The sequence below is a fragment of the Chromobacterium haemolyticum genome (assembly GCF_002081825.1).
Taxonomy (GTDB): domain Bacteria; phylum Pseudomonadota; class Gammaproteobacteria; order Burkholderiales; family Chromobacteriaceae; genus Chromobacterium; species Chromobacterium fluminis.
The window spans coordinates 1-22,664 of record NZ_MUKU01000028.1 but is presented as its reverse complement, the minus strand read 5'-3'; the positions used below and the strand labels follow the sequence as shown (position 1 = coordinate 22,664).

23 protein-coding genes and 1 pseudogene are annotated in these 22,664 nt (G+C 60.0%); 12 read left to right on the top strand and 12 right to left on the bottom strand.

The features are described 5' to 3' along the window. Positions 1–56: 56 nt before the first annotated feature. The gene (locus B0T39_RS17900) at positions 57–818 is read left to right on the top strand and encodes a substrate-binding periplasmic protein (RefSeq protein WP_081548975.1); all 762 of its coding nucleotides are present in this window, start codon (positions 57–59) and stop codon (positions 816–818) included. Here the strand turns inward: B0T39_RS17900 and ybaK are convergent. The 5 genes from ybaK to B0T39_RS17875 form a co-directional block, all read right to left on the bottom strand. Next, complete coding sequence (gene ybaK, locus B0T39_RS17895; RefSeq protein WP_081549050.1) at positions 802–1,284, bottom strand: Cys-tRNA(Pro) deacylase; 483 nt, start codon at positions 1,282–1,284, stop codon at positions 802–804. The genes B0T39_RS17900 and ybaK overlap by 17 nt on opposite strands. A 108-nt stretch (positions 1,285–1,392) precedes the next feature. After that, the gene (locus tag B0T39_RS17890) at positions 1,393–2,022 is read right to left on the bottom strand and encodes a sulfite oxidase heme-binding subunit YedZ (protein ID WP_081548973.1); all 630 of its coding nucleotides are present in this window, start codon (positions 2,020–2,022) and stop codon (positions 1,393–1,395) included. Positions 2,023–2,032: 10 nt separating this feature from the next. Beyond that, a complete protein-coding gene (msrP, locus tag B0T39_RS17885) occupies positions 2,033–2,977 on the bottom strand; it encodes a protein-methionine-sulfoxide reductase catalytic subunit MsrP (protein WP_254894590.1) in 945 nt (314 codons plus the stop codon). A 46-nt stretch (positions 2,978–3,023) separates the two neighbouring features. Continuing rightward, on the bottom strand, positions 3,024–3,959 hold the full coding sequence (locus B0T39_RS17880; RefSeq protein WP_081548969.1) for a TIGR01212 family radical SAM protein: 936 nt from the start codon (positions 3,957–3,959) through the stop codon (positions 3,024–3,026). Between the two features lie 88 nt (positions 3,960–4,047). Further along, positions 4,048–4,230: a protein MIGRI gene (locus B0T39_RS17875; RefSeq protein WP_043635174.1), complete on the bottom strand. Its 183-nt coding sequence runs from the start codon at positions 4,228–4,230 to the stop codon at positions 4,048–4,050. A gap of 220 nt (positions 4,231–4,450) precedes the next feature. On the opposite strand from B0T39_RS17875, the gene metX reads away from it, so the two are divergent. From metX to B0T39_RS17855, 4 genes are read left to right on the top strand one after another with little or no spacing between them, the layout of a single operon-like run. After that, entirely contained in the window at positions 4,451–5,593 is a 1,143-nt protein-coding gene (gene metX / locus B0T39_RS17870) for a homoserine O-succinyltransferase MetX (protein WP_081549048.1), read from the top strand. Beyond that, positions 5,590–6,195 (top strand): methionine biosynthesis protein MetW, encoded by a 606-nt coding sequence (metW, locus tag B0T39_RS17865; protein ID WP_081548967.1) that lies wholly within the window; start codon positions 5,590–5,592, stop codon positions 6,193–6,195. Before metX ends, metW begins: the two co-directional genes overlap by 4 nt. 52 nt (positions 6,196–6,247) lie before the next feature. Then, positions 6,248–7,516, top strand: coding sequence for an AmpG family muropeptide MFS transporter (locus tag B0T39_RS17860; RefSeq protein WP_081548965.1), 1,269 nt, complete (start codon positions 6,248–6,250; stop codon positions 7,514–7,516). After that, positions 7,513–7,866 (top strand): MliC family protein, encoded by a 354-nt coding sequence (locus tag B0T39_RS17855; protein ID WP_166452219.1) that lies wholly within the window; start codon positions 7,513–7,515, stop codon positions 7,864–7,866. The genes B0T39_RS17860 and B0T39_RS17855 overlap by 4 nt, the downstream gene beginning before the upstream one ends. Here the strand turns inward: B0T39_RS17855 and B0T39_RS25920 are convergent. The 6 genes from B0T39_RS25920 to polA form a co-directional block, all read right to left on the bottom strand. Beyond that, entirely contained in the window at positions 7,863–8,288 is a 426-nt protein-coding gene (locus B0T39_RS25920) for a type IV pilin protein (RefSeq protein ID WP_217806275.1), read from the bottom strand. The two genes, B0T39_RS17855 and B0T39_RS25920, sit on opposite strands and share 4 nt — an antisense overlap. Further along, positions 8,285–8,968 carry a hypothetical protein gene (locus tag B0T39_RS25915; protein WP_217806274.1) on the bottom strand — a complete coding sequence of 228 codons (684 nt, stop codon included), beginning with the start codon at positions 8,966–8,968 and terminating at the stop codon, positions 8,285–8,287. Before B0T39_RS25915 ends, B0T39_RS25920 begins: the two co-directional genes overlap by 4 nt. Further along, positions 8,965–9,816, bottom strand: coding sequence for a PilW family protein (locus B0T39_RS17845; protein ID WP_081548959.1), 852 nt, complete (start codon positions 9,814–9,816; stop codon positions 8,965–8,967). Before B0T39_RS17845 ends, B0T39_RS25915 begins: the two co-directional genes overlap by 4 nt. Positions 9,817–9,818: 2 nt before the next feature. Further along, entirely contained in the window at positions 9,819–10,265 is a 447-nt protein-coding gene (locus tag B0T39_RS25700) for a hypothetical protein (protein ID WP_081548957.1), read from the bottom strand. After that, positions 10,249–10,785, bottom strand: a complete 537-nt coding sequence (locus B0T39_RS17835) for a GspH/FimT family pseudopilin (protein WP_081548955.1) — start codon at positions 10,783–10,785, stop codon at positions 10,249–10,251. The genes B0T39_RS25700 and B0T39_RS17835 overlap by 17 nt, the downstream gene beginning before the upstream one ends. 181 nt (positions 10,786–10,966) lie before the next feature. Beyond that, positions 10,967–13,735: a DNA polymerase I gene (gene polA, locus B0T39_RS17830; RefSeq protein ID WP_081548953.1), complete on the bottom strand. Its 2,769-nt coding sequence runs from the start codon at positions 13,733–13,735 to the stop codon at positions 10,967–10,969. 15 nt (positions 13,736–13,750) lie between these two features. Here polA and B0T39_RS17825 point away from each other — a divergent pair, with 15 nt between their 5' ends. The 7 genes from B0T39_RS17825 to B0T39_RS17795 all read left to right on the top strand — a co-directional run bounded on the left by B0T39_RS17825 (position 13,751) and on the right by B0T39_RS17795 (position 22,396). Further along, positions 13,751–14,479, top strand: coding sequence for a TIGR00730 family Rossman fold protein (locus tag B0T39_RS17825; RefSeq protein ID WP_019101898.1), 729 nt, complete (start codon positions 13,751–13,753; stop codon positions 14,477–14,479). A gap of 26 nt (positions 14,480–14,505) precedes the next feature. Continuing rightward, positions 14,506–14,832 (top strand): DUF2782 domain-containing protein, encoded by a 327-nt coding sequence (locus tag B0T39_RS17820; protein ID WP_081549046.1) that lies wholly within the window; start codon positions 14,506–14,508, stop codon positions 14,830–14,832. Positions 14,833–14,842: 10 nt separating this feature from the next. Continuing rightward, a complete protein-coding gene (gene thrB / locus B0T39_RS17815; RefSeq protein ID WP_081548951.1) occupies positions 14,843–15,775 on the top strand; it encodes a homoserine kinase in 933 nt (310 codons plus the stop codon). Between the two features lie 143 nt (positions 15,776–15,918). Continuing rightward, positions 15,919–16,188 carry a hypothetical protein gene (locus B0T39_RS17810; protein WP_081548949.1) on the top strand — a complete coding sequence of 90 codons (270 nt, stop codon included), beginning with the start codon at positions 15,919–15,921 and terminating at the stop codon, positions 16,186–16,188. A gap of 187 nt (positions 16,189–16,375) precedes the next feature. Further along, the gene (locus B0T39_RS17805; protein ID WP_254894589.1) at positions 16,376–19,228 is read left to right on the top strand and encodes a YjbH domain-containing protein; all 2,853 of its coding nucleotides are present in this window, start codon (positions 16,376–16,378) and stop codon (positions 19,226–19,228) included. A 28-nt stretch (positions 19,229–19,256) separates the two neighbouring features. After that, positions 19,257–21,176: an SLBB domain-containing protein gene (locus B0T39_RS17800; RefSeq protein WP_254894588.1), complete on the top strand. Its 1,920-nt coding sequence runs from the start codon at positions 19,257–19,259 to the stop codon at positions 21,174–21,176. 38 nt (positions 21,177–21,214) lie between these two features. Further along, complete coding sequence (locus B0T39_RS17795) at positions 21,215–22,396, top strand: GumC family protein (RefSeq protein ID WP_081549042.1); 1,182 nt, start codon at positions 21,215–21,217, stop codon at positions 22,394–22,396. A 36-nt stretch (positions 22,397–22,432) separates the two neighbouring features. Here B0T39_RS17795 and B0T39_RS25910 read toward each other — a convergent pair. Next, positions 22,433–22,664, bottom strand: a pseudogene (locus tag B0T39_RS25910) (IS4 family transposase); the annotation flags it as partial.

Sequence of the window (22,664 nt, the reverse complement as noted above, 5' to 3'; positions counted from 1 at the left end):
GGGTGGGCGCTGTGCGATAACAAAGCATGCTCCCACCCTGATTCTGGAGTCGCGCCATGTGGCGTCCGCTACTGCTTGCTCTCTATTGCCTGGCCGCGCCCGCCCGCGCCGAAACACCGGCGATAGACTTCGCTACGGGCGAATGGCCGCCCTATGTGTCACGCAGCTTCACCGCCGACGGCGTCTTCGCCGACATGGTGCGCCAAGCTTGCCGGCGTGCTGGCTATACCGCGCGTTTTCACTATATGAGCTGGCCTCGCGCGGAGGCCGCCGTCAAGGCCGGCCGCGCCGCGGCTGCCTTTCCCTACCGGCCGACGCCGGAGCGCGCGCTCAGTTTCGACTTCTCGCCGCCGCTGATTCGCAGCAGCAGTTTTTTCTTCTACTACAAGCCCCGGCTCGCCAATCCGCCCAACGGTTTTAGCAACCTGGCCGACTTGCGCGCCTACCGCATCGGCGTGCAGCTTGGTCAGTGGTATCAGCCGCTGTTCCAGCAATACCGGCTCAACACGCTGAACACCAGCGACGAGGAAAGCGCGATCAAGCTGCTGCAAATCGGCCATCTCGATCTGGCGCCGCTGACGCTGGAACGCGGCCTATTCCTGACCCGCACCCAGGCCAGCGGACACGAGCGCGACTTCGCCTACATTCCCACGCCACTGAATAAGGCCACCCCGCTGTCGCTGATGTATTCGCGCAGCTACCCCAACATCGCCAAGCTGCGGCGCGAGATCGATCAGGCCTTGCAAGCCATGCAGGCCGACGGCAGCCTGCAGGCCATTTATCAGCGCAACTTCCCCGAACTCAAACCGCGGCGCTGACCAGAATCGGCTTCAGCACCCGCTCGACGTCCTTGGGATCGACGCCGATCAAGAAACCGCGCTTGCCGCCGTTGATATAGATGCGCTCCAACTCCAAGATGCTGGCTTCCATATACACCGGCATCGCATGGCGGCTGCCGAACGGGCTGGTGCCGCCCACTTGGTAGCCGCTGTGCTTGTCCGCAGTCTTGGGATCGCAGGGATGGATCTTTTTGACGCCGATCTGCTTGGCCAGCATGCCGGTGCCCACTTCGCGGTCCCCGTGCATCAGCACGATCAAGGGCCGCTTGTTCTCGTCTTCCATGATCAAGGTCTTGATCACGCAGTGCTCGTCCACGCCCAGTTCACGCGCCGACACCGTAGTACCGCCCTTTTCCTCGTACTTGTACAAATGCTCGCTAAAGCTGACATGATGCTCGCGCAATACCCGGATCGCCTGAGTGACCGGGGCCTTTTCCTTGGACATGATCTTCACTGCCTGAAAAAACAAAACGCCACTGTAGAAGTTTGCGCGCCGCCAGGCAAACTCCAATCCGCGCGGCGTCCCCGACGGCGGCAGCGACCTTGCCCCAAATCAAACTCCGCCCGGCCGGCGCCAACGCCACCACAGCCTCAACCCAAGCAGCAAGGCCAACACCGCCGCGTAGATCAAGGGCTGACTCAAGTCCTTCTTCACCAGCCACCAGTAATGCACCACCGCCAGCAGCGCCGTCGGGTACACCAGCCGGTGCAGCCGGCCCCAATTGCGCTTGAGCCTGCGCATCCAACCTTGGGTCGAGGTCAGCGCCAGCGGCGTCATCAACAACAGCGCGGCAAAGCCGACGGTGATGAAGGGGCGTTTGTAGATATCCCTGACGATGCCGGCCCAATCAAAAAACTGATCCAGCCATAGATAGGTCAGGAAATGCAGGCTCAGATAGAAAAAGGCGAACAGGCCCAGCATGCGCCGGCACTTGAGCGGCCAACCGCCGACGCCAAAGCGCCGCAACGGTGTCATCGCCAGCGTCGCCAGCAGCCAAATCAGGGTCCAGGTACCGGTGGAACGAGTGATGAACTCCACCGGGTTCACCGCTTCTCCGGACAACACGATCCAGGCGGCGCGCGCCAGCGGCAATAGACAGGCCACAAACAACAGGCATTTGAACCCGGCCAACACGCGGTCGGCAGGACGGGCGGCAGCGGATTTAAGGTGCAAAGTCGTCATCCCCGCTCCATCAATAGTTCTTGCGCAGATCCAGGCCGCGGTACAAGCCCGCCACCTGCTCGCCGTAGCCGTTGAACATCAGCGTCTTGCGCTTGAAGAATTCGCCGATACGGCGCTCGCTGGCCTGGCTCCAGCGCGGGTGATCCACTTCCGGGTTCACATTGGAATAGAAACCGTACTCGCGCGCATTGGCCAGATTCCAACTGGTGGCCGGCATGGTTTCCTGCAAATGGATGCGCACGATGGATTTGATGCTCTTGAAGCCATATTTCCACGGCACTACCAAGCGGATGGGCGCGCCGTTCTGATTGGGCAGCATATCGTTGTATAGGCCGACGGCCAGAATGGTCAGCGGATGCATCGCTTCGTCGATGCGCAGACCCTCGCGGTAGGGCCAGTCCAGCACCCGGCCGCGCTGGCCGGGCATTTCCGCCGGCCGCTGCAGCGTTTCGAAGGCCACGTACTTGGCGCGCGAAGTCGGGTTCATTTGTTTGAGCAGGCTGGCCAGCGGAAAACCCACCCACGGAATCACCATGCTCCAGCCCTCGACGCAGCGCAGCCGGTAAATACGCTCCTCCAGCGGAAATTTCAACAGCTGCTCGATGCCGAAGCTGCGCGGCTTGGCCACCTCGCCGTCCACCAGCACGTTCCAGGGTCGAGTTTTCAGGCTGCCGGCGTTCGCCGCCGGGTCGGCCTTGTCGGTGCCGAATTCATAGAAATTGTTGTAGCCGGTAATCTCTTTCAGGCTATTGGCCTTGTCGTTTCCGGCCAAGGTCGACAGTGGGCTTTTCTTGGCGGCCAGCGCCGCCAGCGTCTCGGCGGACAGCAGCAAGCCGGCGCTGCCCAACATGAAGTGGCGGCGATTCAGGTATACGCCTTCCGGCGTGATGTCCGACGAGGAAATATCGGCGGGTTTCTTGATCAGCATGGCGGTGTCTCCGGTCTCTACCCCCATGAGTCGGGAGCGGCTCCTGAATCTGACAATCGTTCACGCAGATAATTTACGCAAGCGGCTCTTCATCCGCCCGCCAGGCCCGCCCCAAAGCGCTGCCCTGGCCGCCGTCGCGCACCAGCAGCCGGCCTATGGCCTGCAAAGCCGTCCAGCGCGGGCCGCACCAGTCCGGCGCGATCAGGGTTGGCGCCTGCGCGGTGGCTGAAACCCGGTGGTACACCACCTGCGGCGGGGTATGGCGGATCAGGCTGGCCGCCAACTCGGCGTAGTCGTCCAGGCTCCACGGCGCTACTTCGCCGCGCCGGTATTGCGCCGCCATCCGCGAGCCGCGCACCACCATCAGCGGATGCAACTTCAACCCTTCCACGCCGATGTCCAACACCGCGTTCAGCGAGGCGTGGACGGCGGCCGCGTCCTCTCCGGGCAGACCGGCGATCAAATGAGTGCACACCTTGAGCCCATGGGCATGCGCGCGCCGCACCGCATCGCGATATTCGGCCAGGCCGTGGCCGCGTCGGATCAGAGCCTGGGTCCGGTCGTGCGCGGTCTGCAGCCCCAGCTCCAGCCATACCTCGCCGCCTTGGTCCTGATATTCCGCCAGCAGAGCCAGCGCGGCGTCCGGCACGCAATCCGGCCTGGTGCCGACGCACAGGCCCACCACATCGGCGCCTGCCAGCGCCTCGTCGTACAGCCGGCGCAGCAGCTCGGTTTCGGCATAAGTGCTGGTATAAGCCTGGAAATAAGCCAGATAACGGCGCGCGCGGTCGGTCTTGGTTTTCTCCCGAGCCAACTGCTCGCTGATCGACAAAGCCGCCGGATCGCGGCCGAAGCTCCGCACATTGCAAAAGGTGCAGCCGCCGCGCCCCAAGGTGCCGTCGCGGTTGGGACAGGTGAAATCGCCCGCCAGTGATAATTTATGCACCGGCTCGCCGAAACAGCGCTTCAGATAATAACCAAAGGTATGCAGATGCCGGGTCAGGTCCATTGCCAAACAAAGCCCAAAGCCGGGCAGTCTAGCCAGCAGGCGGGCCGGAGGCGCTGAGCGGGATCAAGAATTGATGCCGCGGAGGCGCTTAAAGACGGTGCCAGCCCAATAGATACAGCACCGAAAACAGCCCGGCGCTGACCAGCAGGGCCAGCGCCAGCGTGCTGAACAGCTCGTGCAGGCTCTGCCGCTGGCGGCGGTTGAGCAGCCAGCGCGCCAACATCAGCAGTACGCCGCACAGCACGAAGAACTTGAAAAGACGACCGAACATGGCGGGCCAGAGAAGGAAAGTCGCCCGATTATCCGACGCGCCGCCGCGGCTGGCAAGACGCTGTCGCCGGCGGCTCAAGACATGCTAAAGTCCTGACTGTAGCCTACAGGAGGCTCCGCGACGAGAATGGCCGGCACAGACCGGCCGCCGGTGGAGCGACAGCATGAGCATGGCCAAAGCCGCGCATGCCGAAAATAGCAAAAGAGGCACTCAAGTCATCATGTCCGACTCCCACGACTCCGTCGGCATCGTTACGGCTCAAACCGCCGTGTTCGATACCCCCTTGGCGCTCAATAGCGGCGCCATACTGCAAGGCTACCAGCTGCGCTTCGAGACCTATGGCGAACTCAACGCCGCCAAAAGCAACGCCATCCTGATCTGTCACGCCTTGTCCGGCCACCATCATGTAGCAGGCCGCTACCAGACGGACGACAAGGCCGCCGGCTGGTGGGACAATATGATTGGTCCCGGCAAGCCCATCGACACCCGCCGCTTCTTCGTGGTCGGCGTCAACAACCTGGGAGGGTGTCACGGCAGCACCGGCCCCTCCAGCGTCAACTCCGACACCGGCCAGCCCTGGGGCTCCGCCTTTCCCGTCGTCACCGTGTCCGACTGGGTCGCCAGCCAGTCGCGCCTGGCGGACCGCTTGGGCATAGAACGCTGGGCGGCGGTGATAGGCGGCAGCCTGGGCGGCATGCAGGCCTTGCAGTGGAGCATCGACTACCCGGAGCGCATTGCCCACGCGCTGGTGATCGCGTCCGCTCCCAAACTGTCGGCGCAGAACATCGCCTTCAACGACGTGGCGCGCCAGGCCATCATCACCGACCCCGAATTCCACGGCGGCGACTTCTACGCCCATGACGCGCTGCCGCGACGCGGCCTGCGGCTGGCGCGCATGCTCGGCCACATCACCTATCTATCCGACGACGGCATGGGCGAGAAATTCGGCCGCATGCTGCGTTCCGGAGACTATCGCTTCGGCTACGACGTGGAGTTCGAGATCGAATCCTATCTGCGCTATCAGGGCGACAAATTCTCCGACACCTTCGACGCCAATACCTATCTGCTAATGACCAAGGCGCTGGATTACTTCGACCCGGCAAAGAGCTTTGGCGGCGATCTGGTCGCCGCGCTGAAAAAAGCCAGTGCCCAATTCCTAGTGGCCAGCTTCACCAGTGACTGGCGCTTTTCGCCGGAGCGCTCGCGCGAAACCGTCAAGGCGCTGGTGGCCGCCAACCGGCCGGTATCCTACGCCGAAATCGAGTCCGTACACGGTCACGACGCCTTTTTGATGACCGACGAGCCCTATGTCCAATTAATGCGCGCCTACCTCGACCGCGTGGCGCGGGAGGTGCAAGCATGAACGCCCCGCAAACCACGGCGCCGCTGCGCGCCGACCTAAGCCTGATAGCCGACTGGATCACGCCCGGCAGCCGGGTGCTGGATTTGGGCTGCGGCGACGGCGCGCTGCTATCCTGGCTGAACCGCAACAAACAGGTGGTTGGTTACGGCGTGGACCTGGACGTGGGCAATGTCGTCAAATGCGTAGCCTCCGGCGTCAATGCGCTGCAAGGCGACCTGGAAACCGGCTTGGCCGAATTCGACGGCGACGCCTTCGACCACGTAGTGCTGTCGCAAACCATACAGGCGATGCGCGAAACCGAGCAGATTCTCAACGAAATGCTGCGCGTAGGCCGCGAAGCCATCGTCACTTTTCCCAACTTTGGCTTCTGGGAAAACCGCTGGCAAATCCTGCAGGGCCACATGCCGGTTTCCGACACCATCCCCTACCAGTGGTACGATACGCCCAACATTCACTGGTGCATGCTCGGCGACTTTGAAGCGCTGTGCGCCAAGAATCGGCTGCGCGTGGTGGAACGCGTGGTGATGAATGGGGTCAAACGGGTAACTTTCATGCCCAACTTGCGCGGCAGCCTGGCGTTCTACCGGGTGGCGCGCCAATAACAACAAGCGGCGGGCCGGTCCCGCCGCGCGATCCGTAGAAACTGGCCTGCCCATGAGCAACACAACCATCGACTGGCGGCGCGACGTCTTCTCGCGCACGATGCTGATCTGCGTCTTCACCGGCTTCGCATCCGGTCTTCCGCTGTATACCCTGATCAACCTGCTTCCCGCCTGGCTGCGCAGCGAAGGCGTCGACCTCAAGGCCATCGGTCTGTTCGCGCTGATCGGCCTGCCCTATACCTGGAAATTCCTGTGGTCCCCCTTGATGGACCGCTACGTGCCGCCGCTGCTGGGCCGCCGTCGCGGCTGGATGCTGCTGACCCAGCTGGCGCTGATCGTCACCATGGCCGGCTTCGGCCTGTTCAACCCGGCCCAGCACATCTGGAGCATCGCCGCGCTGGCGGTGGGCGTGGCCTTCTTCTCCGCCAGCCAGGACATCGTGCTGGACGCCTATCGCCGCGAGATTCTCAGCGACAACGAACTGGGGCTTGGCAATACCGTACACATCAACGCCTACCGGCTGGCCGGTCTGGTGCCTGGTTCGCTTGCCTTGATCCTGGCGGATCACATCCCCTGGGACCGCGTCTTCTTGATCACCGCCTTGTTCATGGTTCCCGGCGTACTGATGACGCTGAAAGTCAGCGAGCCCAAACTTGCCGGCCAAGCGCCCAAAACGCTGCGAGAAGCCGTGGTCGAGCCCTTCCATGAGTTCATCACACGCCAGGGCTGGCAAGGCGCCGCCTGGATTCTGGGCTTTATCTTCCTGTACAAGCTAGGCGACAGCATGGCCACCTCGCTGGCCACGCCGTTCTACTTGGACATGGGTTACGCCAAGTCCCAGATCGGCCTGGTGGCCAAGCACGCCGCGCTGTGGCCGGCGGTGATAGGCGGCCTGCTCGGCGGCCTGTGGATGATCAAGCTGGGCATCAACCGGGCGCTGTGGGCCTTCGGCGTGGTGCAGGTGCTGTCCATCCTCGGTTTCGCCTGGCTGGCCAGCTATGGCCGTTTCGCCTCCATCGGCGCGCATGAACTGAGCATGCTGGCCGTGGTCATCGGCTTCGAGGCGCTGGGCGTGGGTCTTGGCACCGCGGCCTTCGTCGCCTTCATCGCCAAGAGCACCCACCCGGCCTACACCGCCACCCAGTTCGCTTTGTTCACCAGCCTGGCCGCAGTGCCGCGCACTCTGGCCAACGCCTCCACCGGCTACATCATCGACGCCATAGGCTGGACCAGTTTTTTCCTGTTGTGCACCGCGCTGGCGCTGCCCGGCATGGTGTTGTTGCTGAAAGTCGCCCCATGGAGGGAAAAGGAGGGAGCATGAAGGCATGGAAACCAGCGTTGCTCGGCGCAACGCTGCTGAGCGCATTCTGCGCCGCCGCGTCGGCCTCGGCCGACACGGCCATGCAAACCGTCAAATACCGCTGCAACGGCAGCAAAATGGTAGTGGTAGAGTATCCGTCGCCGCAAAGCGGCGCCGCCATCCAGCTGAACTGGAACAGTCACCGCTACCGGCTGACGCCGGCCAAGGTCGCCCAGGGCGAGCGTTACGTCAGCCAGCAACTGATCTGGTCGCTGCTGGACGAACAGGCGCGCCTGACCACCCGCGGCGGCCGCGTACTGGCGCAGGGTTGCCGCAAGATCCAGCTTCACGCGACGGCCGACAACGCCTAATCTCCCCAGGCCCCGCATAACTGCGGGCCAGACTCATCCGGCCCGCACTGCAATAGATTGCCGTCCTGATCCAGACTCAACAGCAAACGGCCGGCCAAACGGTGTCCCGCTCTGGGCTTGGCCAACAAGCGAAAACTGGCTTGTCCTGCACTGTCCGCCCCCTGACTGACGCTGCCGAGCCTGATTTCGAACTCGCGCGTGCCCGGTCGCGGCAAGGATGGCCACGACGCCGACTGTGAACGGTTTTCCAAATGCCAGCGCTGGATATAATGAAGATTCTCCAACAGCGCCGCGCGCGCCTCCGCCAACTGTCCACGCAATATCTGCTGCTGATAGGCCGGCCAGGCCATCGCGGCCAGGATGGCCGTCACCGCCATCGCCGCCAGCAACTCCAGCAAGGTCATCCCAGCTTGCGCCCTCATTCTTCCTCCAATTGCCGCCAGTTCAAGCGCCCGCCGCGGCCGGCCTGCGCGCCCGCACCGGCCCAGAACCAACTTTGCACCGTCAGCGCGCTGCGTTCGCTTTCCCCCCAGACCCGCACGCTGATCCGGAACAAACGACCGTCGACGCCGACGAACCGAAACGCCGGATTGAGCAACTCCAGCACATAGCGCGGCGGGCTCCAACGCTGCCCAGCTCGTATCCGCGCCGGCAAGCATGATGTCGGCGGACGGTCCGGCGTCGGCTCAAGCGGACGACTGGGTCCGCAAGGATGCAATAGCGGCCACCGCGCGCCGTTGATCTGCACGCTGCGCCGCCACAAATCAGGCTCGGTCGCGCACAAACCATAACCGACGCCGGCAATGGTGGACAGACAGTCCGGCATGAACCAGCCCAAACCGCGGTCGTCGCCCTGCCAGGGAACGCCGCTTTCGCCCGCAAGGCCGTCCTCGAAGCGGAGATTCAAGTCCAAGACCCGCCGCTCCGCCGCCCGCAAGGCCTGCAGCGCCGCCAGCCGCAACTCCCGCTGTTCCGCCAGATTGCGAGTGGCGCGCTGTTCCACCGCTACCGAACGGGCGGTTCCCATGGCCAGCACCGTCAACAGGCTGAGCAGCGGCAGGATCAGCCACAACACGGCGCCGCGCGGCCGAAGGCCCCTCATCCGCTCGGCTCCAGTGCGCACGGCAGGGCCGGCGTCAGCGCCACCACCGTGGTCCATCCCTGCCGGCGGCCATCCGACTGAATCTCAAGCGACAGCTCCACCCGCGACAGACGCATCCAATCCTCAACGCTCAGCTGATCCGGTCGTTCCCGCCAGGTCAGCTCCAGCGGACGGCAAGCACGGCGAACGCCAAAGCGCTGCCGCAGCGCCGCCACGCCCGTTGCCAGTAATTGCGGCGGCTCCGCCACCCGGCCGGGCCGGCTTTCCTCCAGCCATAGGGCATCGCCGTCGCCCTCCCTACGCAGGACGTAACGCTGCGAGGCGATGGCCAATACCTCCAAGGAGGCGCTATCCGCTCCGCGCAACGGCCCCGCCGCAGCGCCGCCCTGCCAGGCCAGAACATGCGTGCCGGACTCCCGCCGCCATTGCAAACCGGGCTCTCCCTGCGTCAATAGTCTCAGGCTGGAGCAACTGGCCAACGCCGCCTCCTCCCAATCCTCCTCGCTTTGCCAACGCAGCATGGTCTGCGCCGCGTCCTCCTTCACCGACACCACAGCAGCGCCGACACCGTAGCGAAAACGCATGCCTTCCGGCGCCTCAAACCCGCGCCCCGGCGATTCCGCAGCCTGCGCGCACGCAAAACGTCCATGCCTGCGCCAGCTCTCCGCCAGTTGCGTCAGCGCAAACTGCCCATCCTGGTGCCGCCGCAAGCCGCTCTCAATCGCTCGCAGACTGCCCTGCATCGTCAACGCGCCTTGCAAGGCCAGCGCCAACACCAGCAGGCCCAAGCTCATCGCCACCATCATCTCCACCAGGGAAAAACCCTGACCACGCGCACCGGCCGCCACGGCTAAGGCGCTTCCAATGCCAGCGCGTAACGACGGGCAAAACGACCGGCGCCATCTCCGCCCGCCCTGTCGTTCCAAGTCAGCCGCACATAGACAACATCGCCCTGCTGCTCGCAAAGCTCCGTCATCGCGTTCAACGCGCCGCGGCACTGCCACGCCTCAATGGCGTTTCCCCCCAAGCCTTGCAGCCGCTGCCGCAAACGGGACCAATCCGCCTGCCGTTGCGCAGCGGCCTGCTCCTCTTCCGTCTCCGGCCACAACAGCGCCGCCTCCCCCAGCTCCAGCGCGGCCGCGACCGCCTCCGCCCGCAACAAAGCGTCGCGGCCATGCAGCAGAGCACGTAGCTGCACCGAGGACAGCGCCAACATTGAAACCATGACGACGAACAAGGCCAGCATGGTTTCCAGCAAAGCGCCGCCGCGCAAGACGGACTCAGGCCGGACAGCCATGATCCGCCTTGCCGATTTCCGCACGACCGTAGCCGCTGACCGTCAGAATCAAACACAGACCCGCGCGCGGGCTTTCCAGCACCAGGCGAGCGCCTTGCCCACGCGCCAGCCGCCCGTCCGGCATGAATTGCAACTGATCCCGTTCCGCGCGCATTCGCACCTTGCCCACGGCGAACACCAGCAGGTGCAAGCGCTCCTGACTGTCGTAACCGGCTTGAACGCCGCCATCCTTGTCCGCGTAGACCAGAGCGCCTCGGTCCCACACCTGCCGCTGCTTGGCGCAGCCTTGCAATTGCAGATTCCGCTTCAGATTGGCCGCGCACACGTATACCGGTCGGTTGCTACGCAGCGCCTCGCTGCGGGCAAAGTGCAAGAGATTGGCCATAGCTTGGGCGTGGCTGCGCAATTGCTGCGTCAATAACAAACGGCTCAATCCCGGTGCGGCGATCGCCAGGCACAACAATATGATCGCCAGAACCGTCATGGCCTCAATCAGGGTGAAACCGATCTGAGTCCGCATGTCAGACTCCGTCTCATTGGGAGTCTGGACAATATATTGAGCAAAGCGAGGCTAACGAAACCGATCTTGTTCCCGAAAACGCCCGACCAGCCAGGTATTTAGGCCAGGACCAACAAAACGACATGGGCATGAAAAAAGCCAGCCTGCCCGGCTGGCTTTTTAATTACGGCGCAAATCCCGCTCAGTGCGCGCTTTCCCAGCTTTCCCCTGCGCCCACCTCCGCCAACAGCGGCACCTTGAGCTTGGCCACGCCGGCCATGATCTCGGGCAAACGCCGCTTAACCAGCTCCAACTCGGCTTCCGGCACTTCCAGCACCAGTTCGTCATGTACCTGCATGATCAGTTTGCTGCCCATGGCGTCGTCCTGCAGCCAGTTCTGCACCGCTATCATCGCCAGTTTGATCAGATCCGCCGCCGTACCCTGCATCGGCGCGTTGATCGCCGCGCGCTCAGCGCCGGCGCGGCGCGCCTGATTCGACAGTTTGATTTCCGGCAGATACAGGCGACGGCCGAATACGGTTTCAACATAACCTTGCTCGCGCGCGGTTTCGCGCGTGGTCTGCATATACTCCGCCACGCCCGGATAGCGCATGAAATAACGGTCGATGTATTGCTGGGCGGCGCTGCGCTCTATGTCCAGCTGCGCGGCCAGGCCGAAGGCGCTCATGCCGTAGATCAGGCCGAAGTTGATCGCTTTGGCGGCGCGCCGCTGATCGGGGCTGACTTGGGATAGTTCCACGCCGAACACCTCGGCGGCGGTGGCGCGGTGGATATCCTCGCCGCTGGCGAAGGCCTGCAGCATGCCGGCGTCGTCGGACAAATGCGCCATGATGCGCAGCTCAATCTGCGAATAGTCGGCGCTGACGATCATGTGCCCCGGCGGCGCGATGAAGGCCTCGCGCACGCGACGCCCTTCCGGTGTGCGCACTGGAATGTTCTGCAGGTTCGGGTCCGAGCTGGCCAAGCGCCCGGTGATCGCCACCGCTTGCGCGTAATTGGTATGCACTCGGCCGGTGGCGGCATTGATCAGCAGCGGCAATTTGTCGGTATAAGTGGACTTGAGCTTGGCCAGGCCGCGGTATTCCAGGATGCACTTGGGCAGCGGATGATCCAGCGCCAAGGCCTCCAACACCGACTCATCGGTGGAATAACCGCCGGACGGAGTCTTCTTCACTCCCTTGGTGGGAATGGCCAGCTTGCCGAACAAGATTTCCTGCAACTGCTTGGGCGAGTTCAGATTAAACGGCTGGCCGGCCAATTCATAAGCCTGGCTCTCCAGCCGCAGCATTTCCGTGCCCAATTGATGGCTTTGCGCCGCCAGCCGGTCGCGGTCTATCAACACTCCATGGCGTTCCATCGCAAACAATACCTCGGCCACCGGCAGCTCGATGTGGCGGTAGACTTCGCGCAAGCGCCCGGTCAACAGGCCGGAAAAGTATTGATTCAAGCGCAGCGTGATATCGGCGTCCTCGGCCGCATAGTTGGACGCGGTGTCCACGTCCACCTCGCCAAAGCCGATCTGCTTGGCGCCTTTGCCGCAAATCTCCTCGTAACTGACCGTGGATTCGCCCAGATGACGGCGCGCCAGATCGTCCATATTGTGGCGCTCATGGCTCTCCACCACATAGGAAGCCAGCAGGGAATCGTCGATCACGCCAGCCAAGCGGATGCCGTGATTGGCGAACACATGGCGATCGTACTTCAGGTTCTGCCCGCACTTTTTGCTGTCGGCGTCTTCCAGCCAAGGTTTCAGCTTGGCCAGACTTTGCTCCAGATCCAATTGCTCGGGCGCCCCGGCATAGTGATGGTCCAGCGGTAGATAAGCGGCTTCGCCGGAACGCACCGAGAAACTGATGCCGATGATGCGCGCCTGCATCTGGTCCAGACTCGTGGTCTCGGTGTCCAGCGACACAACATCCGCTGTCGCCAACTTGGTCAGCCAGGCGTCCAGTTGCTCAGCGAGCAGAATGGTTTCATAACGTCGCTCCGCCACCGCCTCCGGCAGAGCCGGGCTGTCTTGCGCGGCTTCGATGGCGAACAGATCGTCCCCCTGGGCCCCGGCCGTGGTTTGCGCCACCGCGGGCATGTCTTCGCCCTCGGTCACCTCGCGGTAGAATGTACGGAAGCCCAGCCCCTGATATAGCTCGGCCAGCCGCGGCTTGTCCTTGATCCCATGCTGCAAGCTGTCCAGGCCGTAGGGCATGTCCGCGTTCAGATCGACGTCGCACTTGATGGTGATCAGCTCGCGGCCCTTGGGCAGCCAGTCCAAGGCCGCGCGCAGGTTCTCGCCCACCTTGCCGCCTACCTCCGCCGCCTGGGCGATGACGGCGTCCAGATTGCCGTACTGCTCCAGCCACTTGACCGCGGTCTTGGGACCGCACTTGTCGACGCCCGGCACGTTGTCCACCTTGTCGCCGATCAGGGTCAGGTAGTCGACGATCAATTCCGGCGGCACGCCGAACTTGTCCTTGACCCCATCGCGGTCGAAGGTTTCATTGGTCATGGTATTGACGATGGACACCAGGCCGTCCACCAATTGCGCCATGTCCTTGTCGCCGGTGGAGATGATCACCTTCATGCCGGCGGCCGCGCCGGCTCGCGCCAGCGTGCCGATCACGTCGTCGGCCTCCACCCCCGGCACCACCAGCATCGGCCAGCCCGAGGCTTGCACCACCTCATGGACCGCCGTAATCTGAGAGGCCAGTTCCTCCGGCATCGACGGGCGATTGGCCTTGTATTCGGGGTAAAGGTCGTCGCGAAATGTCTTGCCTTTGGCGTCGAAAACGCAGGCGCTATAATCGAACTGCACTTCCTTCTCCAGCCGCCTGAGCATGTTCACCATGCCGTAGACAGCCCCCACCGGGCGGCCATCCGGAGAGCGCAAATCGGGCATCGCGTGAAAGGCGCGGTACAAATAAGAAGAGCCGTCGATCAATAACAGTGTTTTCATAAAAAGAGGCAGAATATGAGCTTGTCCGATAAATTACCGCAAACCAGCGATCGTCACGCGATGATGCAGCGTTTCCGTTCCCGCGAAGCCTGGCATGTGATGAAGATCATGTCGGAGTTTGTCGATTCGGCGGAAGCCTTGCAAGGCATCATGCCGGCGGTGAGCATTTTTGGCAGCGCGCGCACGCCGCGCGACCACAAATATTACAAATTGACCGAAGAAGTCGCGCGCCTGCTGTCGGACTCCGGCTTCTCCGTCGTTTCCGGGGGCGGCCCCGGCATCATGGAAGCCGCCAATAAGGGGGCATTCTACGGCAGAAGCCCGTCGGTGGCGCTGAATATCGTGCTGCCGCATGAACAGAAACCCAATGAATACCAAGACCTGAGCATCAAGTTCAACCACTTCTTCAGCCGCAAGGTCATGTTCGTCAAACACGCTATCGCCTACGTGGTGATGCCGGGCGGCTTCGGCACGCTGGACGAAATGTTCGAGGCGCTGACGCTGATCCAGACCGGCAAGAGCCGCAAGATCCCCATCATTCTGTGCTGCCGGGAGTTCTGGGAAGGCCTGCTGGACTGGGTCAAGGACCGCTTGATCAGCGAAGGCATGATCAACCCCGACGACATGAATCTGATCCAACTGATCGACGATCCGCGGCAAATCGTCGAAACTATCTTCAAACATTACGAAACCCGCGGTTTTGAAGCGCTGCCCGAAGAGCGCGAACAACTGCTGCACCTTTAAAACTGATGACAATCAAGGACCACGCCATGCGCCGCCTGCTCGCCGCCCTCGCCCTGCTGCCATTGACAGCCGCCTGGGCCGATACGCCCCCTCCCGCCAAGACCCCGGTGCCGCCGCCGCCGACGATCAGCGAACAAAACGCCGCTACCGCGGAACCGGAGGTGCGCATCATCCAGAAGGGCGAAGACAAGATCGAGGAATACCGGCTCAACGGCCATTTGTACATGGTCAAGGTGACACCGTCGCACGGCGTGCCCTATTACCTGATGGACGACAACGGCTCCGGCTCCATGAAACAGATCGACCCCGCCAACCGCATCATCATCCCGCGCTGGGTGCTGATCCGGTTCTGAGAGGGCAACTATGTCTGTTTACACCACGGTCAGCCATGACCAGATGCAGGAATGGCTCAAGCGCTACACCTTGGGCCAGTTGCTGGACTTGCAGGGCATCGCCTCCGGCATCACCAATACCAATTACTTCGTCACCACCACGCACGGTCGCTACGTGCTGACGCTGTTTGAAGCGCTGAAGCTGCAGGAACTGCCCTATTACCTGACGCTGATGAGCCACTTGGCGCGCCACGGCGTAGCCTGCCCGGCGCCGGTAGCCGACAACACCGACCAGTTCGCCTCGATGCTGGCCGGCAAGCCGGCTTGCCTGGTCAGCTGCCTGGACGGCGCCGACATCGCGGAGCCGACCCCGGCGCAATGTCGCGCCGTCGGCGAGATGCTGGCGCAAATGCATATCGCCGGCGCCACCTTCCCCGGCAAGATGGCAAATCCCCGCGGCCCGCGTTGGTGGAGCGAAACCGCGCGCCAGGTCTACTCTCACATGGACGAAGACTCCGCCGCCTTGCTGCGCGAGGAGGTGCAGTTTCAGGACAGCCACCGCTTCGATCACCTGCCCTCGGGCGTGATCCACGCCGACTTGTTCCGCGACAATGTACTGCTGGACGGCGACCGCATAGCCGGCTTCATCGACTTCTACTATGCCTGCAACGACGTGCTGCTCTACGACCTGGCCATCGCGGTCAACGACTGGGCCCGCAACGCGGACCACGGCATAGACGACGAACGCGCCGCCGCTCTGCTCTCCGGCTACCAGTCGGAACGCAGGCTCACCTCGGAAGAGAAAAAGGCCTGGCCGCTGATGCTGCGTGCTGCCGCGCTGCGCTTCTGGGTTTCGCGGCTGCAGGATCTGCATTTCCCGACGGCGGGCGAGATGACCTACACTAAGGATCCTAGTGTTTTTCTAGCCGTTCTCAGCTCCCATAGAACTCGCCTGCACTTTTGAGTATAAGCCCTAGTTAAGCCGTGAAATAGCGCACGTCATACAGCATTCACTTTGCTAAAGCCAATGCGCTGTCTTATGATGCAGCTTGTAGTATCTCGCAAATATTCTTGTGCCCATCTTTTCGAATATATAAGGACTTTGTCATGTTGAAGAAAATCATGCTGATCGCTCTGGCTGGCGTGCTTTCTGCCCCGGCATTCGCCGCAGAAGAAGCTGCCGCCACCTCCGCCGCTGGCTCTAGCGCTGCTGGCACTACCTCTGCAGCTGCCGCAGGCGCCGCCGGCACCACTGCAGGCATTGCTGGCTTGAGCGTTGGCACTATTGCTGCTATCGGCGCAGCTGTAGCGGCTGCCGTAGCGGTCTCGAGTAACAGCGACTCCTCCACCAGCCACTCCGCGACCACTCATCACTAACAGACTACCCATTTGACCTGATTATCGCTTAGGTCATATGGACTTAGCTGTATTAATCAGGCAGTTTATCTTCGACAAGCAGAGATAGCTGCCTGATGTTTTATGCTCTTAAAATTTTGGGCTATGCGGCGATCCGAAAAAACATTCCCCCATAGCATCATAGAAAATTTAAATAATTCAAAATATTGTGTCACTTACACTTTCTTTGCGCAGCGGGATAATCAAAGGGGTTTTAATTAGTGGGGCATATTATTACGCGCCATACACTTTAGCTCAACCAAGCCTAAATGGTCAGCTTGGCTATATCAATATGCCATCCGCTGATGTTGGCCGCGATGGTTCTCTGAGCTTTGGTTTCAGCACAGACAAGCCTTATGATACCCTCTTGACCTCGGCAACCATCCTGCCATTTTTAGAAATCTCAGGACGCTACACCTCAATATCCGGCATTGCTGGTTTTAATGATCAACAATATGGTGGTGGCTATGGCAGTTTTAAAGACAAGGCCATTGACACCAAGTGGCAGATATTCTCTGAAACTTCGACGTGGCCAGCCCTATCCTATGGACGCACAGACATATTCGGCACAGCCTTATGGCGCGGCAATTATATTGTTGCCAGCAAACATTTACAACCTAATCTAGAGGCATCAATTGGCTTCGCCTCGGGACGTATAGAAGGTCCTTTTGGCGGGGTCCGCTGGACCCCTAGAAATTATCCGAACTGGTCGTTGGTAGCCGAATACGACGCCAACAATTACCCAAAAGATTTTCGTGCTGTAGATACCTTTGCCAATCAAAGAAAAAAAGGCCCAGCGGCTGGCATAGAATACCGTTGGGGTTGGTTAGGACTACAGCTTGCCAAACAAAACACCCACACCAGCCTGAACGCATCCATTGAAATCCCCCTCAATGAACGTGAGTTTGTTCCCAAAATCTCTGAACCCGCGTATTTCTCCGGCAGCCCGGAGGTTCCGATCCGCCCAACGCTTAGCCTGTGGCAAAACGATACCAGTTATGGCCACCACTTGGTATCTGCACTCAGCCGACAAGACTTCAAGAATATCCGTCTCAGCGCTCAGGGCGATGAGCTGCTCCTGGAGCTCTCCAATAGTCGTATTTCCAATGTAGGGCGCGCCGTTGGCCGCGCAGTGCGTACCGCCCTTTATTTTGCTCCGATAGAAACACGCAATATCCGCGTCGTATACACCAAGCTGGAACAGCCTATCGTCACCTATAGTTTCTTTAATTTGACGGTACTGAACAACTACTTGCTGGGCAAAGTCGATCGGCAAACTTTTCTGGAAAGCGTCTCGGTCAAGCCAGGCAGAGATGCGGAACTGGCGGAGCGCTCGGCCGAGCAATTGGCCTCTACCATTCGGGACGGCGTTAGCTTGGAGGTCATGGCAGGTAAAGATGGCGACATTGTCCAGATCAATGCAGAAGACAATGAAGCCAACCGCTTCCGCCTTGTGCCAAAAACAGGCGTCTATTTTAACGACCCCAGCGGAGCCTTCCGTTACGAGATCGCCGCAGCGGCAACCTACACCAAAAGACTGGGTAGCGGTCTATACCTGAATAGCGCCTTGAGTACCAATTTGTACAATACGGTTTCTGGCGTCAAACAACCATCGAATAGTCTACTGCCTCATGTCCGCTCCGATGTAGCCGATTATAAAAAAACCAATACCCCCAAACTCGATCGCCTGCTGCTCAATCAATATCTGACTTTTGGAGCCAATACCTATGCTCGCGCCTCCGCCGGTATTTATGAGGAGATGTTCCGTGGCGCAGGCGGCCAAGTCTTGTATTTCCCGGAGACCCGGCACTGGGCGGTAGACCTCACTGTCGATGCGCTGCAACAGCGCGACGTCAAGGGCTGGTTCGGCAAGCGCGATTATCAAACCGTAACCGCTCTCGCCGCCCTGCACTACCGGTTGCCAATGAATGTGACCGCAACAGTCCGCGCCGGCCGTTTTCTGGCCAAAGACATGGGAGCACGTCTCGAAGTAAAGCGCCGCTTCCACTCAGGCATAGAGATTGGCGCTTGGTATACCAGCACCAATGGCAACGACATCACCTCCCCCGGCACGTCGAGCTCACCTTATAAAGATAAGGGTCTGTTCATATCCATCCCGCTGAACAGCATGCTGACCTTGGACACTCAAGCTGTTGGTAATTTTTCCCTGTCACCATGGACTCGGGACGTTGGCCAAATGGTCATGTCGCCAGGCGACCTATACGACATTCTCAGCGATCCTCGTCGTGATATGGAAATGTATGACGGCCTTGGCAATTTTGCGGAGCGCGCCGATGAGAAAAACCTTCCGGTAGTCAACCCGCCATTGCCGACCTTCCAGCCTTGGCCTGCGATACGCCTGCGTCTCGAGGATAGCGGCCAGCAATTTTCCCGCCTAGACGACAAGACTAGCGCACTGACAACCGCAGCTGGGCTAACCCTGGCGGCCATGGTGCTGGACAAGCCCATTAATAAGGCAATTAGCAAACGACAAGATCATCGCCTGCTGCGCGGCTGGAAACATATCGGTGATGCCGCGCCTCTCATGGCAATCGGCCTGGCTGGCAGCGCTTTCGCCTTCGGCGATGAGCGTTTGAGTAATACCGGCCTGATTTCCCTTGAGTCCGCGGCGCTGGCAAGTGCCGGCAGCATTGCATTCAAAGGCTTGGTCAATAGAGCCCGCCCCGACAGCAGTGATAGTCCATGGCGAAAGCAAGGTGCCGATGCCGCCCGCTTCCAAAGCAGCTTCACCTCCAACCATGCGGCGGCGCTATTTGGAGCCGTCACTCCCTTCGCCAAAGAATATGACCAACCTTGGCTCTACGGTTTGGCCGCAATCGGCGCGCTGGGCAGGGTTGCCGGCAAAGAACATTGGCTATCGGATGTCGCTGCGGGCAGCCTGCTTGGCTACGCTTCCGGCGCCTGGCTGTGGCAGGCTCAACGGGATGAGTCCCGATACCGTACCACGATGATGATTGGGCCCAATCAAGCCGGTATCCAAATTTCGAAATCATTAAACTGAATAACTATTGAATATGGCCTTATAAGCAATGGAAAACTTCAAAAACATTTCAAGCGGCGCCTCCATCAGCCTTATCGCGGGCATATTCGCCCTCAGCGCAGCATCTGCCCATTCCGCCCCAAATGGCAGGCCTGCTGCCAGTGCCTTTTCGGAAACGATGATGCAGGGCTATGACAATGACCCCTCATTCGGCATGCCCAATATTGCCAACCAGCAACCCCTCCCCTATCAAGCGACGCGTTTTGGGCAAGCAAACCCAATGCGGCCTATTCAGGCACGCAAACAAGATGAGCAGCAACTTAGCCCATTTGTTGAGTTTGTACGGGTAGCAACAAGTAAAACCTTGCCAATTTTTGGCAGCGATCTGTTCAACAGCCCGCCATCGACTTTTGCGCCAACCGATGCGGCGCAGGTCAACCCTGATTACATCATCGGGGTGGGAGATCAAATTCAGGTCAAAGGCTGGGGAATGGTCGACATTGACCTGACCCTGACCGTCGAACGCAACGGCACAGTCTACCTGCCCCGTGTCGGCTCAGTAGCTGTTGCCGGCATCAAGTTCAAGGACTTGCAAGACACCCTCAAAAAAAGCGTTTCTCGCGTTTTCAACAACTTCGAGCTCAGCGCCAGCCTACTGCAAGCGCGAGCAGTGCAAGTCTATGTGGTCGGTAATGCCCAAGCCCCAGGAAGTTATACCCTGAGCGGAATGAGCACATTATTGAATGCGCTGTTCGCCTCCGGCGGCCCCAATGACAATGGCTCGATGCGTAACATCCAACTGATGCGCGATGGCAAACCAGTCGGCACTCTCGACTTATACAAGATTCTGGTTGATGGCGACAAATCAACCGATCTGACCCTACGTGATGGAGACGTCGTTCGTATCTCCCCTGCTGGTAAAAGAGCAGCTCTGCTAGGCGACGTCAAACACCCCGCGATTTATGAGTTCTCCGAAGGAGAAAGCGCCGCGGACTTGTTGCGTTGGGCTGGCGGCCTGGAGTCCGCAGCGGAAAACAAGGCATGGCGGCTGGAGAAAAACACGGACAATCAATTCGCCTTGCAATGGCAGGCGAGCCCCGATACCAGCAACATCAATGCGCCATCTTTGAAACAACTCAAGCTGGTCGCAGGTGATATTTTCCGAGTGTTCGCTCCTGGCGCTTTGCCGGTAGACGTCCGCCAAGAAACCGAGTTTGTCCGGATCAGCGGTGAAGTCAAACAGACCGGCACTTTTCAACTGCAAAAGGGAGAAACACTGCGCGAGCTAGTCATGCGTTTGGGTGGGGCAACCGAATATGGCTATATCTTTGCTACTGCCTTGCAGCGTGAAAGCATACGTAAAGAGCAGCAACTCAAACTGGATGAGGTGGCCTCCCGCTTTGAGAAAGAACTGGAGCAGACCGCTGCAGCCAGGCTCTCCAAACAAACCGACAAAGACAATGTCACCGCCATCACTGCGGAAGTGGAGCGTCAACGCAAGCTAGCCGAGAAAATGCGCACGGTTAAAGCCGAAGGTAGAGTCGTACTGGAACTCAACGGAGCTGATGCCCAGGTCAAAGACCTGCCAGACCTGCCATTGCAAAATGGCGATACCATCACCATTCCGCGTCGGCCAGGCACCGTCAATGTTTTAGGTGCAGTCTATCAAAGCAATGCCTTCATCTATCGCCCGCAACGCGCGGTCAAAGACTACCTTGATCTCGCAGGTGGCATCACCCAGACCGGCGATAAATCCGCCACCTATGTGCTACGGGCGGACGGCACTGTAGCCAGCAACAATAACGCCGGCTGGTTCTCCAGCCTGGGCGGCAAGCGCATCAATCCAGGCGATACCATTGTCGTTCCTGACGAGGTCGTCAGCAGTAGCTGGACCCAGTCTTTGAAAGAATGGACCTCGATTCTTTATCAGTTCGGCTTGGGTGCTGCCGGCCTTAAAGTCCTGAAATAAGCGATTCGCCGCCTTAACATCTGGAATTGATTATGTCCATGAATGAGAACACCACACGATCACACGACGACTCCGAAGAGATCAGCCTTCTGGAAATCATTCGGGTATTGGCGCAACAAAAATACTGGATTATAGGCAGCGCCATCAGCCTAGGGGGGGCTGCACTACTATTAAGCCTATTGCTGCCGCCCACGTTTACCTCGACCGCAAAAATCTTGCCCCCACAGCAGCAGAGCGCCGGCATGAGCGCCCTGCTGGGACAGCTAGGTGGCTTAGCCGGTGTTGCTGGCAACGTCTCCGGTCTGAAGAATCCAAACGATCTTTATATTGGCATGCTGCAAAGCAGAACCATTGCCGACAATTTGATTCAGCAATTCAAGCTAAAGCAGCGCTATCAAACGGACTCTCTGGATGCCACCCGCAAAGAGTTGAAAAATGCCAGCGCAATTAGTAGTGGTAAAGACGGCATAATCACCATCAGCGTGGATGATCCAGAGCCTCAGTTTGCTGCCAAGCTGGCTAATGCCTATATCGAGCAACTTATCAAACTGAATCAAAACCTAGCTGTGACCGACGCAGCCAAGCGGCGCCTGTTCTTTGAAAACCAGCTCAAGCAAACCAAAGCACAACTTGCAGAAGCTGAAACAGCGCTGCGCCAAACCCAGGAGCGCACCGGCATGATACAACCGGAAGGGCAGGTATCGGCAATCATGGGTACAGTCACTCAGCTTAAAGCCACCATCGCGGCTAAAGAGGTGCAGCTGGAAGCCATGCGTAGTTATGCAACTGAGCAGAATCCGTTGTACCAGCGTACAAGCCAAGAACTTGCCGGCTTAAAAACCCAACTAGCCAAGCTGGAAACCGGCAAAGAGACCGCTGGTGACGTGATGGTGCCAACTGGCAAAATGCCTCAGTCTGGGCTTGAGTATCTGCGCCGGTTACGGGATGTCAAATATCAGGAAACCATCTTTGAACTGCTCTCCAAACAATACGAGTTGGCTCGTATCGAGGAGGCCAAGGACTCTTCTCAAATTCAGGTACTAGATAAGGCGGACATTCCTGAGCTGAGGAGCAAGCCCAAGCGTGCGCAGATCACCTTGCTGGGTATCTTTGGCGGTCTGGCGATAGGCATTCTGCTGGCCTTCCTGCGTGACCGCATGATCGCCGCTAAACAGTCTGGGCGTTTACGCGAGTTTGCCTTAGCCTTCAAAGAAAGCTGAGTACTCAAAAAAGCACCGCCAAGGCGGTAATGCCGTTCACTTAGCGGATCGAACTTGTTTGATCGGGTAACGGGACGGCTGCTTTTTCACAACGCGAGGGCATTCACGCCCTCGCCGTTGTTTCGAAAGTAGCAATTCACCCAAGCGCTCGCGCAGGCGAAGCAGCCGCGCCGGCAAGGTGCCGGGGCTGCTGATTGCTAGCCAGCTCCACTCGTAGCGCAAATAATGCAGCGCCGTCGTAAAGCTCAGATCCGTCGGTCTGACGCTG